The 15,619-nt window shown below is 40.1% G+C and carries 4 protein-coding genes; 2 read left to right on the forward strand and 2 right to left on the reverse strand.

What is annotated here, in order from left to right; translation table 11 throughout:
• Positions 1-7 precede the first annotated feature (7 nt).
• Positions 8-7,033, reverse strand: coding sequence for a type I polyketide synthase (locus BLW74_RS04795; RefSeq protein ID WP_089690288.1), 7,026 nt, complete (start codon positions 7,031-7,033; stop codon positions 8-10).
• Positions 7,034-8,232: 1,199 nt separating this feature from the next.
• Between BLW74_RS04795 and BLW74_RS04800 the strand changes: the two genes are divergently transcribed.
• Positions 8,233-9,087: an alpha/beta fold hydrolase gene (locus tag BLW74_RS04800; protein WP_089690289.1), complete on the forward strand. Its 855-nt coding sequence runs from the start codon at positions 8,233-8,235 to the stop codon at positions 9,085-9,087.
• Positions 9,088-9,154: 67 nt separating this feature from the next.
• On the opposite strand, the gene glsA is transcribed toward BLW74_RS04800, so the two are convergent.
• Positions 9,155-10,168 carry a glutaminase A gene (gene glsA / locus BLW74_RS04805; protein ID WP_089690290.1) on the reverse strand — a complete coding sequence of 338 codons (1,014 nt, stop codon included), beginning with the start codon at positions 10,166-10,168 and terminating at the stop codon, positions 9,155-9,157.
• A 552-nt stretch (positions 10,169-10,720) separates the two neighbouring features.
• Here glsA and BLW74_RS04810 point away from each other — a divergent pair.
• Positions 10,721-15,613: a PKD domain-containing protein gene (locus BLW74_RS04810; protein WP_089690291.1), complete on the forward strand. Its 4,893-nt coding sequence runs from the start codon at positions 10,721-10,723 to the stop codon at positions 15,611-15,613.
• Positions 15,614-15,619: the final 6 nt, after the last annotated feature.

Genomic DNA, 15,619 nt, shown 5'->3' on the forward strand with positions numbered 1-15,619 from the left:
ACAGTGTTTACCAATTATTTCCTGACATGATCAGCACCTGGCTTTCCGTTCCGTATTTAATCTCGTTAAGGAAGATTTCTTTTCCCTCATCGAGTGGAATCATCGAAATACCTCTGCGTTCATATTCTGATTCAAGGGTAGAAGAAACCATTCCGGCTCCTTTCCAGGGTCCCCAGTTGATCGAGATTACTTTTCCTTTTAATCTTTTATTTAAGGCATTAGCGTAGTCATCCAGTACACTGTTGGCCGCAGCATAATCTGTCTGTCCTTTGTTACCGTATACAGAGGCAATACTTGAGAATAATACTACAAACTGGCAGTCTGAACGAAGCTGCTCTGCCAATACACGAAGAGGTTTCACTTTCGTATCAAATACGCGTCCGAAAGAGCTTGTAGTCTTTTGTTTGAATAACTTATCCTCTAAGAGACCCGCTCCGTGAATCACTCCATCAAGACGGTCGTATTTTTCATAGATACTGCTGATCAGTTTGCTCAGTCCTTCTTCATCACAAAGATCGAGTGACTGGTAAATGATGGTATTTCCAAGGTTTTCCATATCACGGATGGTGCGCAGGATCTGATTGTTTTTGAAAATCTTCGTGGTTTCTTTTTCTATTTCTGCCGGAGATGTGAATTGACCTGACTGGATTAAGAAGCTTCTGATTTCTTCTTTGGTTTTCATGCCTTTAAAGTCTTTAGCAGAAATATCATTTCTCGGATCTGCTGATCTTCCCACCAGAATATAAGTACAAGGATAAGCCTGAGACATATGTTTTACCAGTTCGGCAGTGATTCCCTGTGCTCCTCCCAAGACCAAAACCACAGATTTTTGATCTAACTGGATATGGGCCTCACGTAAGCTTGTAGATAATGGTGAAGGGATGATGTCTATTTTATGTCTCTGCTCATTTTTATAAATCACTTCAGCAGGTTTATCGTTGGTAAGGATTTCTTTTAAAGTAATTTCCGCGATTTGATTTACTTCCTGAGGCGTACCAAGACTGATCAGTCTGCAGGTTGTATTGTCAAATTCTCTTGCTAAACTTTTGAAAAGCCCCGGATATCCCTGATGATGGCGCAATATGCTTGCCTCTGTAATTTCCTGGAGGTGTGCCGGGATATCAGAGATCAGGTACACCCATTTTGCTTTATCAAAATCCAGTCTTTTGATCAAATCTACATGATCAATAATGCTTGGTTTATCAGCTGAGGAGAATAGATCCAGCATAATTAATCCATCAACATCGGAAAGATCTTTTTCTGTATCTGCAAATTCTACAATTGCTCCATGTTTTTCCAGTGCTTCTTTGATTGCTGAGGTTTGTCTGCTATCGTCCTGCGTAATGGCAAAACGTTTTCCCTGCAATACTTCTGTGTTTTGTACTAAAGAAGCATCTGTGGGAGTGATATCGAAGCGAAGACGTGAGAGTCCATTTTGAGCCGGCTCTGCCGTGTTCGTTTCTTGTGATACATGAGCAGTTTCAGTGGTTTCACCATTCATTTCGCTGATCCAGCCTGCCAGACCGCGCAGGGTTTTGATGGCAGCCAGTTTCTCCATCACATCATCAGCCTGTTCAAGATTTTGACCAAATCCGATCTTGGCTTTAAGATCACCGATAATTTCCATACGTTTGATGGAATCTATACTTAAATCCGCTTCCAGGTCAAGATCAAGACCCAGCATTTCTTTTGGATATCCTGTTTTTTCGCTTACGATACTGAGAATGGCATTTTGAAGGTCTTCAAGGGAGAATGCCGGCTGAGCTTGTGATTTTGAAACTGTTGGTTCAGTTGCTGATCCGTTTTTTTCAGGTACAGCAGTCGTTTCAGCTCCAGAAAATTCAGTAAGCCATGAAACTAATCCGCTTAACGTTTTTATTCCTGCAAGCTGTTCCATAACAGTATCTTCACTGATATTTCCGTTACCCAGAGATCCCAGTTCATTACGAAGTGTTCCGATGATTTCAACTCTTTTAATAGAATCTATACTTAAATCCGCTTCCAGATCCATTTCCATACCCAGCATTTCCTGAGGGTATCCTGTTTTATCACTTACTACCTGCAGTAATAAAGACTTTATATCTCTTGAAGGAGCTTGTTTTACAGCAGCTACAGCAACTGGTTTTTCCTGATGCACAGGCTGAACCGGAATGGTAGAGATAGGCTGTTGTACAGCAGCTGATACCGGTGAATGGTAGACAGGAGCAGGGAATGCCTGTGGATTCTGTCCCATAAAGGAAAGCATCACATCACGCTGTGCCTGTATCATTAATTTCATGCTGTTTAAATATTCCTGCATCATGCGTTCAGCAGTAGACTGAGCTTCAATTGCAGGTGTCTGGGGATTATGATTAAAGTTGTTCATGGGAATAGGGTTTATAAGTGGTAATGCACCGTTGGCAGGCAGATTACCGGTAGTTGGGTGGGCAGTTTGCCCGTTAACACGCCAGATGGCAGGGCTTTTTTTGTAAAGCTCAGGCTGGTTAAGATCAATAATCGAAACGCTTCTGCCGTCAAATAGTTTATCAATATTAAAGCTTCGGCCAGTTCCTAAATATTGCGCCAGCATGCAAAGCAGGTGGCTGAATTTATTGCGGCTGTTATCTTCTACATATAAGGTCAGCTGATCTTTTTCCAGACAGGATTTGGCTAATCCGGTAAGAACTTTTCCTGGTCCTACTTCAATGAAGATTCTTGCACCATCATTGTACATGGCCTGAAGCTGTTCTACAAATCTTACAGGCTGTACCAGATGCTCGGTAAGTCTTTCCTTTATTTCTGACGGATTTGCGGGATAAACTTGCGCAGTAGTATTAGACCACACAGGGATCTGCATTTCCTGGAAAGGAACGTCTTTCAAAACTTCAGCATACAATTCCTTGGATTTCGACAATAAAGGGCTGTGGAATGCACATGCAACTTCCAGCTTTTTCGCAGAAATACCTTCCTGTTTAAGAACGTCCAGCAGTTTATTGATAGCGTCAGTGCCTCCTGCAATGACACATTGGGTAGGAGCGTTGAAGTTTACCGGATAACATCCTTCTACTTTAGCAATGATAGGCTGTAAACGTTCAGCAGAAGCGCTTGCTGCCAGCATAGATCCCGGATCTCCTCCTTCTACTGAATTCAGGATAGATTGAGCTCTTTTAACACTTAAGTCTACCAGTTTATCTTCTCCAAATACTCCTGCAAAGCATAAAGCGGGTATTTCACCATAACTGTGGCCGGCAAGCATATCAGGAATAATTCCCAATGATTCAAGGAATTTAGCCAATGCAAGGTCTACAATTCCTAAAAGCGGCTGCGCCAGACGGGTATCTTTAATAGTTTCTTTCTGTTTCTTTACATCAGCTTCATTAAAGGTTGTAGACGGGAATACCACTTTTTCAAGTTCAGGATATTCATCAATAATTTTACGCATTGCCGGAAACACAACAAATAAGTCACGAGCCATGTTGATTCTCTGGCTGCCCTGTCCCGGGAATGTGAATGCCACTTTACCCTCTTTTTTATTAACCGTAAAAGTATCTTTTGTCTCAATCCCTAGCAGGACCAGTTCGAGCTTCATCATCAGGTCTTCAGCGGTGTCTGCTACAATACTGAACTGGATTGGCTTTTCTGAACTGATGCTTAAACTGTAAGCGATATCTTTTAATGGAATACCATCATTAATCTCTAATAAAGCTTTAACCTGGCCTGACTGCACTTTGGCTTCTTCATAGGTGTCTCCACGGAAAACAAATAATTCTGAAGGCCAGGCCTGCATTGCAATTGAATGATCCTTCTTAGGATGATTGGCAATAACAGTATGGAAATTAGTGCCGCCAAATCCGAAAGCACTGATTCCTGCATAACGGTTCTTTTCACTCCATAAGCCGCTTTCCGCATGAAAGGCAAATGGGCTGGTTTCAGCATTATAATAAGCATTAGGCTGCTGAAGATGAAGGGTAGGTGGTTTTACACCATGATATACTGCAAGGGAAGCTTTGATTAATCCAGCTAATCCTGCTGCACACTTGGTATGTCCAATCTGTGTTTTCACAGAACCCAGATGCGTCTGTCCGGGCAAAGCTCCCGAACGGCTGAATAAGTTAGTCAGTGCACTTAATTCGGTTTTGTCACCTACTACTGTTCCTGTACCGTGAGCTTCTACAAGACCTACCGAGGCAGGACTGATCCCAGCCTGGGAATAAGCACGCTCTAAAGCTCTTACCTGGCCTATTTTTCTAGGAGCCGTTAATCCTAACGCTTTACCGTCACTGGATCCTCCAACTCCTTTGATCACTGAATAAATACGGTCTCCGTCATGTACAGCATCTTCATATCTTTTTAATACAAGAATGGCAATACCTTCTCCAAGAGCAATACCATCAGCATCACTGTCGAATGTAGCGCATCTTCCTTTTCGGGATAAGGCGTGCGTGCTGGAGAACATTAAATAGTCATTGATTCCGTTGTGTAAATCTGCACCTCCCGCCAGAACCATATCGGATTTTCCTAATACAAGTTCCTGGCAGGCAAGATCAATCGCTGCCAGAGATGAAGCGCAGGCGGCATCTACGGTAAAGTTTCTCCCCCCAAGATCCAGCCGGTTTGTAATTCTACCTGCAATTACATTAGCCAGAATGCCCGGGAATGAATCTTCTGTTGTATGTGGGAAGGCTTCTTTTACCTCTTCGTGAAGTTCTCCGAAAACCTGCTTATAATATCCTCTGAAACTATAGCTGTTGGCAAGGTCATTACCTCCTTCAGCACCTATGATCACAGAAATGTTATCTCTGTTGATGTGTTTTTCACCATATCCCGCATCTTCCATAGCACGTTTTGCTACCAGTAAAGTCAGTAATTGCGTAGGTTCAATGGCTGCAAGCGATTGTGGCGGAATACCAAATGCAAGCGGATCGAAATCAATTTTAGGAATAAATCCTCCCCATTTTGAATGAGAAACATCCGGCTCACCGGAATCTGGTTTATAATAAAGATCTTTGTTCCATCTTTCATCAGGCACTTCTGTAACGCTGTCTTTTCCCAGAATGATATTTCTCCAGTACTCATCAAGATTTTTAGCGCCGGGGAAAATACATTCCATTCCCACGATAGCAATGTCCAGAGGTTTTTCTACAGAAACAGGCTGTTCCGGAAGCGCTGCCTCCTGAATATGTTTGTCATTATCTATAACATTTTGATGAAGAGCTGCCAGTGAGATCACGCGGTTGTGCATGGTGGCTACCTGTCCTATCATGTACATTCCCAGATCCAGTTGATCGTCCTTTGGAATAGAAACCAATTTGTCACCCTGGCGTTCTATGCCTTTGGCGGCAATTCGTAAACGGCCTACATTTAATTTTTCGAGCTGTTCCCATACCTGCTTTTTATCCATTCCTGCAGCAAGAAGTTTTGCTTTTTCCGTATTAAAGTGGTTAGCAAATGCTGTGTTGAGACAACGGGTTTCATGTCCCGGAGCTGTTTCCAGTAAAACAGTATCTTTCGCCTGCATAGCCTGAGACTGAAATTCTTCCTGAATAGCTCCTGTCTCTACAGCTTCATGCGTATACAGATAGGCTGTACCCATCAGTACTCCGATTTTTACTCCTCTTGCAGCTAATGGCGCAGCCATGATAGAAACAAACGCGGCTGAAAATGCGTTATGAATTCCTCCTGCAAAGAAGACACTGATATTTTCAGGATGATCTTCCTTTAAAATACGTTCAATCTGTTTTTCCCAAAGAACCATGCTGGAAAGGGGGCCTACGTGTCCTCCGCACTCGCGTCCTTCAAAAATAAAGTTTTTAGCTCCTTCTTTCAGGAAAATATCCAGAAGAGCAGGGGAGGGAACATGTAAGAATGATTGTATTCCCGCCTTTTCAAATACTTTGGCCTGAGCGGGTCTTCCTCCGGCAATCAAAACTACAGGAGGTTTAGCTTCTAATATATATGATGTTTGTTCTTCTCTTAATTCTTGCGGAGCAAATCCTAAAATGCCAACACCCCATGTTTTTTCACCAGCCAGTTTCTTGGTATCCATCACCAAAGATTTTGCAGATTCTCCTTTTAACAGGGATAAAGCAACAAAGGGTAAAGCACCTGCCTCTGCTACTGCATTGGCAAATGAAGGGACATCGCTGACACGGGTCATCGGACCTTGAGCAATGGGGTATTGCAGACCAAGTTCCCGGGCTAACGAGTTATTTTTATCAATTACTTTTAGTGCTTTTGCCTGCTTCAGATGTCCATACATTGCTTCTTTAAATCCGAAAATAAGTTTTTTCAGTGTTTTAAAATCTTCATACAGATCTGTAGCCAATGAAATATCTTGTCCCATAGGAATATAGCAGGTGCTGAGATCAAGTCCGGTAAAATATTGTCCAAGATCTTCGGCTGTAGGATTTTCAGGTAAAGCCGGTGAATTGGGTCTTACCAATACACGATGGTTAGCAATCACCTTAGTTTCGGTACCATTCAGTTTTGAGCATACTTCCTTCAGGTCCTGTGGAACGGAACTCTCAGGGAAGAGGGCAAGCTGGCTGTCCAGTACAATTCCTGTAGCTCCTAATGCTTTGGATGCTGCTGCGGTATGGAGCCCTATTCCTCCCTGTACCCACACCGGAATGCTTTGGATTTCTTTGATCACACGCTGGAACAATACAAACGTGGATTCATACCCTACTAATCCGCCTGCTTCATTTCCTTTGATAATGATTCCTTCTGCTCCCGACTGTTCAGCTTGTCTGGCTTCTTCCAAACTGCTTATCTGATAAAATGCAGGCAGAGTGAAAGGATTAGACATTCCGGACGGAAGAATCGCAAATTTTACCTTCTCAGAAATTTGAAGAGAGGCGAAGCTGTCCTTTGAAAAATAAATACCATATGATGGTACGTCTATCTGGTCAAGTTGATGTAACGCTTCCTGTGCAGCTGTAATCTCATTTCCTAAACTCAAAACGGGAAATGCACCCGCCTGGTACAGTTTAGTAATAAGGGTAACGTCTGGTTTTTCAAAAGGCGTCAATCCAATAATGGTTAAGTTTTTCATGGCGTGATAATTATTGAATGATAGCAAAAGATTCATAGCAAAACGCTTTGTCTTTCGGTAATAAGACAATGGCTTTTTGTTATGATATGATAAAATTGGTTTTTGTTATATCGTTAACGATTTGAATCGTTTTTTGGTAATTATTCAACATTCTATTGTTTGGCAATAGCTGGGTTGATGTTAGGGTGATGTCCGGTTTTTCAATAGGCATTAGCCTGATTTTAGTCAAGTTTTTCATAGCATTTACGGTATAGAATGGTTAATGATATCTCATAACAAAACATTAATATCACCGATGTACACAGTGATTTCGTGTTATAAGTATATAAAAATAATAAAATGCTGATATATCTTTAATCATAAATACAATTTGATAATAATTTATTAATATAAAAACATCAATTGTTCAAATGTTATTAAAGTATATTTATTGTTTTATTATTCTTAGAAACGTGACGATACAATCTTGGTAATTTTAACAATAAATAGTTATAGTTAAAAAAATGTTAAGCAAATATAGGAATAAAAAATAAAATATTTCAAAAAACGGAGATTTGTTTTTCGGTATATTACAAAAAGATAATATACGGGAATAAGTTTCTGAAATGTGAAAATTACCTTTATCAATCTGATAAAACGGATGTGCTAATGTAAGTAAAATTAATCAATATACTGTGATTTAATTTAAACTTTTTATGAATTTTTTCTATCTTTTTGATAAATAAACAGATAGGGTATTTTAAGAATAATTAATATATGTTTCCGAAATTCATAAAAAAAAGTAAAATATATAAGATTTAGTGTTTTTTTATTTAAGGTAAAGTATCTCTTTATTACTGTGTTATTATCTTTAGGATTTAAAAACACTGCATGTCATTATAATTTGATAATATGAGTATTTTAAAATTTTTTGTATTTTTGCCCTCTCAAGAACTCAATCATAATTCAATAAAATTATGATGTCTATATGCCTGTGTTTATAAGAGTAAGCTCGTTTTCTATTTTTTCAATAATGATGATCTAGAAAGAGTTTCTAATCCCTCCATTACTTATTCGTATTAACTTTCTTTTTTGAAATTGATTAATTTCCAGTCGATCTTGAATAACTGTGATCAGATTCCAGAGAGCTGACTTTTTGATCACGTAATACAGAAATCTGTTTTGGATTAAAAAAATACAACAAAATAAAACAGGTAAATATGAAACAGACAACAGTTTTCAGATCAGAGATTCACAAAAAAAGGGTGCTGGAGCACTATGATAATGCGTTAGCAAATTTTAAAGGAAATATCCGTCAGCAAATGGTCTCCACAAACTTTGGACAAACTCACGTTCTGAGTTATGGAAATGAAGATCATCCTAAACTTATATTACTTCATGGAGCTAATTCTAACGCTGCATCCTGGATGAAGGATTTTGCTTTGTACAGCAAAGAATATAAAGTGTATGCTATTGATATTATCGGGGAACCAGGTAAAAGTGAGCCCAACCGGCTTCCTTATGATGGTAATTACTACAGTAATTGGCTGAATGAGGTTTTCCGACAGCTGAAAATAACAGAAGCCTCTTTGGTGGGACTGTCTCAAGGCGGATGGCTTGCGGTAAAGTTTGCTGCCAGATATCCGGAAAAAGTCAGTAAGCTTGTTCTTCTTTCTCCGGGTGGAATTGTAAAAACAAAGCTTAGCTTTGTGTTAAAAGCGATATTCTTTTCTCTACTTGGAGCTGCCGGGAAGAGAAAAATCAATAAGCTGATCACTGGTTCACAAAAAATAGATCAGCCTGTTCTGGACTTTATGAATCTTATGCAGTCTTCTGTGGATGCAAGGATCGATAAGGAGTATATTTTTTCTGATGAAGAATTGAAAAGTATGACCATGCCTGTCTTTTTTATAGGCGGAGCAGATGATGCGGTCAGGGATTCCCGACAAATAAAAGAAAGACTTGAAGGGTTGCTTCCTGATTTTGAATGCTATATTGATCCTGACAAAGGGCATGTGCTGATTGGTCTGGCGGACACAATAAATGCATTTTTACTAAGGAGAAGGAATGATTAATTCTTGATGCAAAGGCTCCAAAACAAAATGTTTTGGAGCCTTTGTGATATTGTATGTACTTGAATTTTTAAAAAATACTTAATCCGTACTGTTTTGCCAGATCAAGAATCATATGGTAACCCGCCAGTGAATTACCATGCTGGTCCAAAGCAGGACTGAATACCCCGATCCCCATTTTTCCCGGAACACTTACGGTAATTCCGCCTCCTACACCGGATTTGCTTGGTAATCCTACCATTCTGGAATATTCTCCGCTGAACTCGTACATTCCGGCTGTCAGCATTTGTGATTCTATCAGTTTGGCCATATCCGTATTTTTATAAGTGGAGTCTCCATCAAATCTTACACACTGGTTGGCAAAGAAATACCCGATTTTTGCAAGGTCTTCTGCAGTAAGTTCAATAGAGCACTGCTTGAAGTAATTATCCAGCTGATCTTCGTTCCCTGAAATCAGTCCGCTGTTTTTCATAATATAAAACATGCCGCGGTTGCGGTGTCCTGTTGATTTTTCGGATTCATAAACAGATCTGTTGTAATCTATTGAAGGGTTTTTGGTGATGTATCTTACCATATCCAATATTTTCAGGAATGGTTTTTCTCCGTCACCGGAAATGAGTGAAGTAGTAAGAATTGCCCCTGCATTCATCATTGGATTAAGCGGTTTACCTGTAGTTTCCAGGTTTGAAAAATGGTTGAAAGGTTTGTCGGAGCCGAAATATCCCATTTTATCAAAGATATGGGGTTCTCCTTTTTCATTGACAGCCACCATTAATGATATGATTTTGGAAATGCTCTGCATGGTGAATTTTTTACTTACATCTCCGGCATTGAATACTTTCCCATTTTTGTCTACCACTGAAAAGGCTATGGCTTTAGCATCCATTTTTCCCAGTTCAGGAATGTAATCTGCCACTTTACCCTGGCTGTAATAAGCTCTGTTCTTCTCCAGGATGCTGTTTAGGGTTTTGTCTGAAATGGTTGGGATATCTGCGGTTTTCTGAGCATAAACAATTGTGTTTAAGGAAATAAAAGCTGCTGTACAGATTCCTTTTGCAGAAAATAAAAAGCTGTTGTTTTTCATAGGTAGGTCTTCAAGTAAAAATGTTTATGATATGCCTGATGAAACAAAGATAAAATATTTTTGATATTCTGAATCATTCTCTTTTTGAGCATCCAAACGAGCTAATGCTATGCTGGTGCATTAAATAATGCAATATATGTAAAAGGATATCGCATTTGTCTGAAGCAGTGTAAAAATGTTTCAAAAAGAGTAGAATTTCATTTAAAATTTTTTTTCAATTCAAACTCTTTTCAGGTGTGATTAATTTTAATTCTTTGTTGATTTTTGATTAATAAAATTCACAATTTATATTTTTGTTGATTATTTTGGTTATTGATAATGCTAAAAATGTGGTATTTTATTTATTTTATACAGGTGGAAGACTTTTATTTTTTTATCAAAAGTTAAATTTTTCATAGAGCCGATACGCGCTTGAAATAACATATAATCAGGAATTCTTATATATTGTTCGTTTTCAATTGTGAAATTGTGTTATTTTTTCACTATTATATGATTTTTGTATTATTTTTTTTGTTAATTTGACAAAAAATTAATAACACTTTTTTAATAACTATGAAAAACAACACCTATTTTGGCAGGCAGCACGTCTTCAGATGGCTCCTGCTATGTTGGCTTCTGGTACCTTGGGTACTGCAAGCACAAGCTCGAATTACATGGACCGAAGAGGTAGGATGCCAGGAATTCCGCGGCGAAAAAGAAGGTCAGGTTCCTGACAACGGCATCGCCAGTTCCTACATCAATTCTGCGCAGTGCCTCCGCGTCTGCGAGAAATCATTAGACCCTGTTAAATATCTGGTTCAGGGATCCAACGTTTCTAATGTACAATGGTCAGTTTCAGGAGGAACTGCCACAATTTCCGGAACCGGAAATACCTTAGCGTATGTTACGTGGGGTGCCGCCGGTAATGGATCTTTACAGGCTGTTATTACCTACAATGACGGAACTGTGGAAACACAGACCATCTGTATTGAAAAAATCAACAGACCTATTGCTAAGTTTGAATTGCTTAATCTGGATTACACAGTATGTAATAATACAACGGTGTATTTTGATAACCTTTCCGAACAAAACGGAGGGTCAGATATTGTCAATTATTTCTGGCAGTTCGGAGATGGAACTACTTCCACTTCCACCGCTTTTGAGCCGTCTCATATCTACACTAATCCTGGTACTTATACCATTCAGCTTACCGTAACCAATAAGTGCGGATGCCAGAGCAGGTACAAAAAGGAAATCAAGGTAGTGAAATCTTATCCTGTACAGATCAATTGTGCTTCTGTAGTATGTGAAGGAAGTACCGAGAAATACAATGCTCAGGATGGATGTAACAAAGGACAATGGAAAGTTATTGGCGGAAACATTATAAACAATAACGGTAACGAAATTGAAGTAGTTTGGGATCAGGTAGATCCTCTGGACGGTTTCGGATATGTAATGTACATGTCTGAATGTGCCTGCCCTGAATGGACTACAGTTAAAATCCCGGTGATTTTAAAGAATGCAAAAGTTAAAGGACAGGATAAAGTATGCGCTGGGAAGCAGTATACCTATTCTATTCCTCAATGGCCTACAACAAAAGTTAACTGGAATGTATCCGGTCCCGGAACAGGTCTGCTGGTCAATACCCAGCAGAGAAATGAAATTGTTTTCTCGGCTACCCAGCCCGGAACATATCATCTTGAGGCAAGCTACTACAACACTTTATTAGCATGCGAAGGAAATGCTTCTATTGATATCACTGTTGAACAGCCGGTAACGATAAGCGGTGGTGCGGATGAAATCTGTGCGGGAACTAGCCAGACATTTACAGCTAGCCCTAACGTACCTGTTATCTGGAAAGTAACTACCGGAGGGTCTACTGTGACTTCGGGAGTAGTATCCGGACCATTCAGCTATACTTTTAACACTGCAGGAACTTACACTATAGTTGCTGTGAAGCAAGGAGGAGGTTGTGAAAGTAACCCGAGAATTATTAAGGTATTACCAATTCCGCAGCCACCTGCAGGAACTATTTCAGGAGAGAAGAAAGTATGTCCTGGAAAACCTTATGTGTATACCATCAGTTCTGTTGATGCAGGGATGGTACCTGTTTGGAGTGTTACCAACGGAACCATCCAGGGCAGTAATGCAGGATCTTCTGTAACGGTTATCTTTAATACGGGAGCTTCATCGTATTCAGTATCTGCACAGAATAAATCGATGAGTAATGCAGGATGTCTTTCTGCTCCAATTTCGTTCAGTGTAGCGCCATTGGATCTTAATACCATCACGGTTAATCCTAATCCGGGCGGACCTTTCTGTCCGAGCAGCACTCAGACATTCACTGCAAATCTGAACGGTATTGTTCCTGATTTTATGGAATGGACATTCGCAAGTCCTAACTTCGGAAGTGTTGTAGGAGGGCAGGGCACCAGTAACATCACGATAAACTTCAACGAAATCTCTACAACAAGCAGCACTATGCTGAATCTGAGAGTTGTAAAATGTGGAGTTACAAAAATCATCAGTGTTCCGGTATCGTTATTACCGCTTCCTGTGGTAAGCTTCACAAATGTTGGAGGAATCTGTTTAGGTTCCAACCTTACCTTCTCTGTTAACCAGGGATCAATCACTTCAGCAACGGGGGTAACTTTCACTTTTGCGAACGGAACTACTTATAATACCTCCTATAATCCAGCAGGAAATTACAGCTTCCCGAATAACGGATATATTCAAAACGGATCAGGAAGTAACGTTTCTCAAACGGTTACAGTAACTTATACAGGAACTAACGGATGTAACTATAAGCCTACTGCAAGCGCAAACTTTACAATCTATCCTGAAACTATTATTACAGTTTCTCCGGTATATAATATCCTGGTATGTGATCCTGCAACAATGACGCCGTATACGCTTACGGCAAATAGTTCTACAGGACTTACCAATATTACTTCTTGGCAGTGGTTCAAAAACAATTCACCTATATCAGGTGCTACAACCAACTCATACACCATAGGTGGTGCAGGTGCTTTTGGAACGTACAGAGTACAGGCTGTAGATATTAACGGTTGTGTGGTTTCTTCACAGAATATTAATGTGAGCCAGCTTTGCCCAAGCAGCGGAACTTGTAATGCAAACCCTCAGATCAACTTTACCGCTACGTGGTCAGGTTGTAATACAATTTCAACATCAGGGTTAACGTATAACGGAACTCCTGATCAGATAGAATGGTCATCAGACAGCGTACTTACTTTAACTTCTCCTCAGGGACAGCCTACAGCAACGTATCAGACTACACTTGCAGGAGCACATATTGTTTTTGTACGTTTAAGATATGGTTCTTGCTGGTACAGCAAAGCAGTAGAAGTAAGAAAGAACTACGAGCCTAAATTCAGTGTAAGCACGGTATGCAGCGGAGGCGGATATAACGTGACTCTGTTTAACAGCTCTACTATATTTGAGATTAACCAGTCATCTATTACGTATACATTCACCAGCCCGGGTCAGCCAACCCAAACAGGGCAGACGGCTACTTATAACAATCTTGCGCCAGGTACTTATACTTTCACGATTACAATGTCTGCGCCGGGAAAACCAGCGTGTACCACTACGCAGACGATCACATTAGCTCCTGTTCCTAGTACCAGCTTCCTGGTTCCGGCATGGCTATGTGTACGTGAACCTATTACATTCACTGCACCGGGATACAATTCGGCTAATACATACACATGGCTTTTTGACGGTACAGCGTATGTAGCTTCGGGAGCAACTGCTACCGTGACCTACAATACAAGTGGTGCCAAGACAATACAGCTAAAAGTAACTACTCCTAACGGATGTGTATATACTTCACCAATTGCAAACATTAGCGTGAATGAAGCTTTCATTGATGGTAATATTTCGCCTGTTAACGTAGTTGCCTGTGCAGGATCTGTTCCTACACTTGTATTTAACGGTTCGGTAGGAACTGCCAGCCAGTATATCTGGATGAATGGTTCCCAGCCAGTGTTGGGGGCACCAAATTCAATGACATTTACACCTACTCAGTCGGGAACTTACTGGCCGGTATTGGTATCACCTGATGGTTGTAAAACAAGCATCATGAGTACTAAACCTGCAACGGTAACGGTTAAAAATGCTCCATATGTAAATATTTCTGGTAAGGCTAATATCTGTGCAGGATCTTCTACTATACTGACTGGTCTTGTAACAGATAATACATTAGAATACCAATGGAAGAAAGCAGGTTCAGTAGTTATACCTTGGACTTCTGCTCCTTATCCGATCACTCTTAATACAGGATCATTAACTGCTGGTACCTATGTTTATACTCTTGAAGTAAGAACTCCGGGTACATCAGGATGTGTAAGCTCTAAAAACTTTACCCTTACGGTAAGTAATCCGCCATCATCTATTACGGCAACGTACAGTTTGGTGAGCTGCCAGCCTTATAAAATTCAGTTAACTGCATCAGGACCATCTACAGGAAATTATAACTGGAGCAATGGAATGTCTGGTCAGACAATTACCGTCAATGAAGGTGGTGTATTCCAGGTTACTTATACTGCGCCAAGCGGTTGTAAAGTATCTAGCTATGTGGAAGTACCATTAAGCCTTGAAAGCCTGATGTGGGTATTCCCTACAGGATGCTACGATGAATGTCTTAGAGAGAAGAATTACATCATAGGACCAAAAGGGGTATTTGATCATCATGATTGGATGTTGTTCGGAAACAGTATTCAGACCGGGAACAATGACTTTATCTTCCCGTTATACATTGGCTCTGCTGGTACTTACCAATTACAGGTAAATCACTTAGGATGCCAGTATACATCAGGAACCATGAATTACTATCCAGGTAAAGAATGCGGATACGAAACAGATTGTAAGATTGAAGGAGACATTAAACCAATGAAGTGGGTAGGAGACCATTACTCGGTTTCTGGTGTTATTCACAATGCTGGAGGACAGCCAATAAGTCTTAACGTTTCAAGTGTTAATGGATACGGAACTTATATTCCGTCTATTATTACCATTCCTGCAGGAGGGGTGTATGATATGAATGTTAATCCATTAGCTTTCTATCCAAATCCAAACTTCCAGGGTACAGACGAGGTCTTATTCTATAATGAGACATGTAAGTTTAGTACCAAGGCGGTAGATCCGGAATGGATGGGCATGAGAAGTGCATCAAGAAGTGTTACCGCTACTGCAGTTTCTTCTCTGAAAATGATACCAAATCCTGCGAAGGAAAAAGTGAAAATCTCATACAATACAGGTAACGAAAAATTACTTGCAAAACAGATTACAGTTTTTGATGCCATGGGCAATGTCAAATTCCGTAAAGAAGTGAAAGCGGCTTCCGGAGAGGTAGACGTGGAAGTTTCCAGCTGGCTGCAAGGCGTTTATATCGTTATTGTACAGACGGGAGATACATCATTACAAGGGAAACTAATTAAAAATTAGTGACTT

The sequence above is a fragment of the Chryseobacterium culicis genome, assembly GCF_900108365.1.
Classification (GTDB): Bacteria; Bacteroidota; Bacteroidia; order Flavobacteriales; family Weeksellaceae; genus Chryseobacterium; species Chryseobacterium culicis.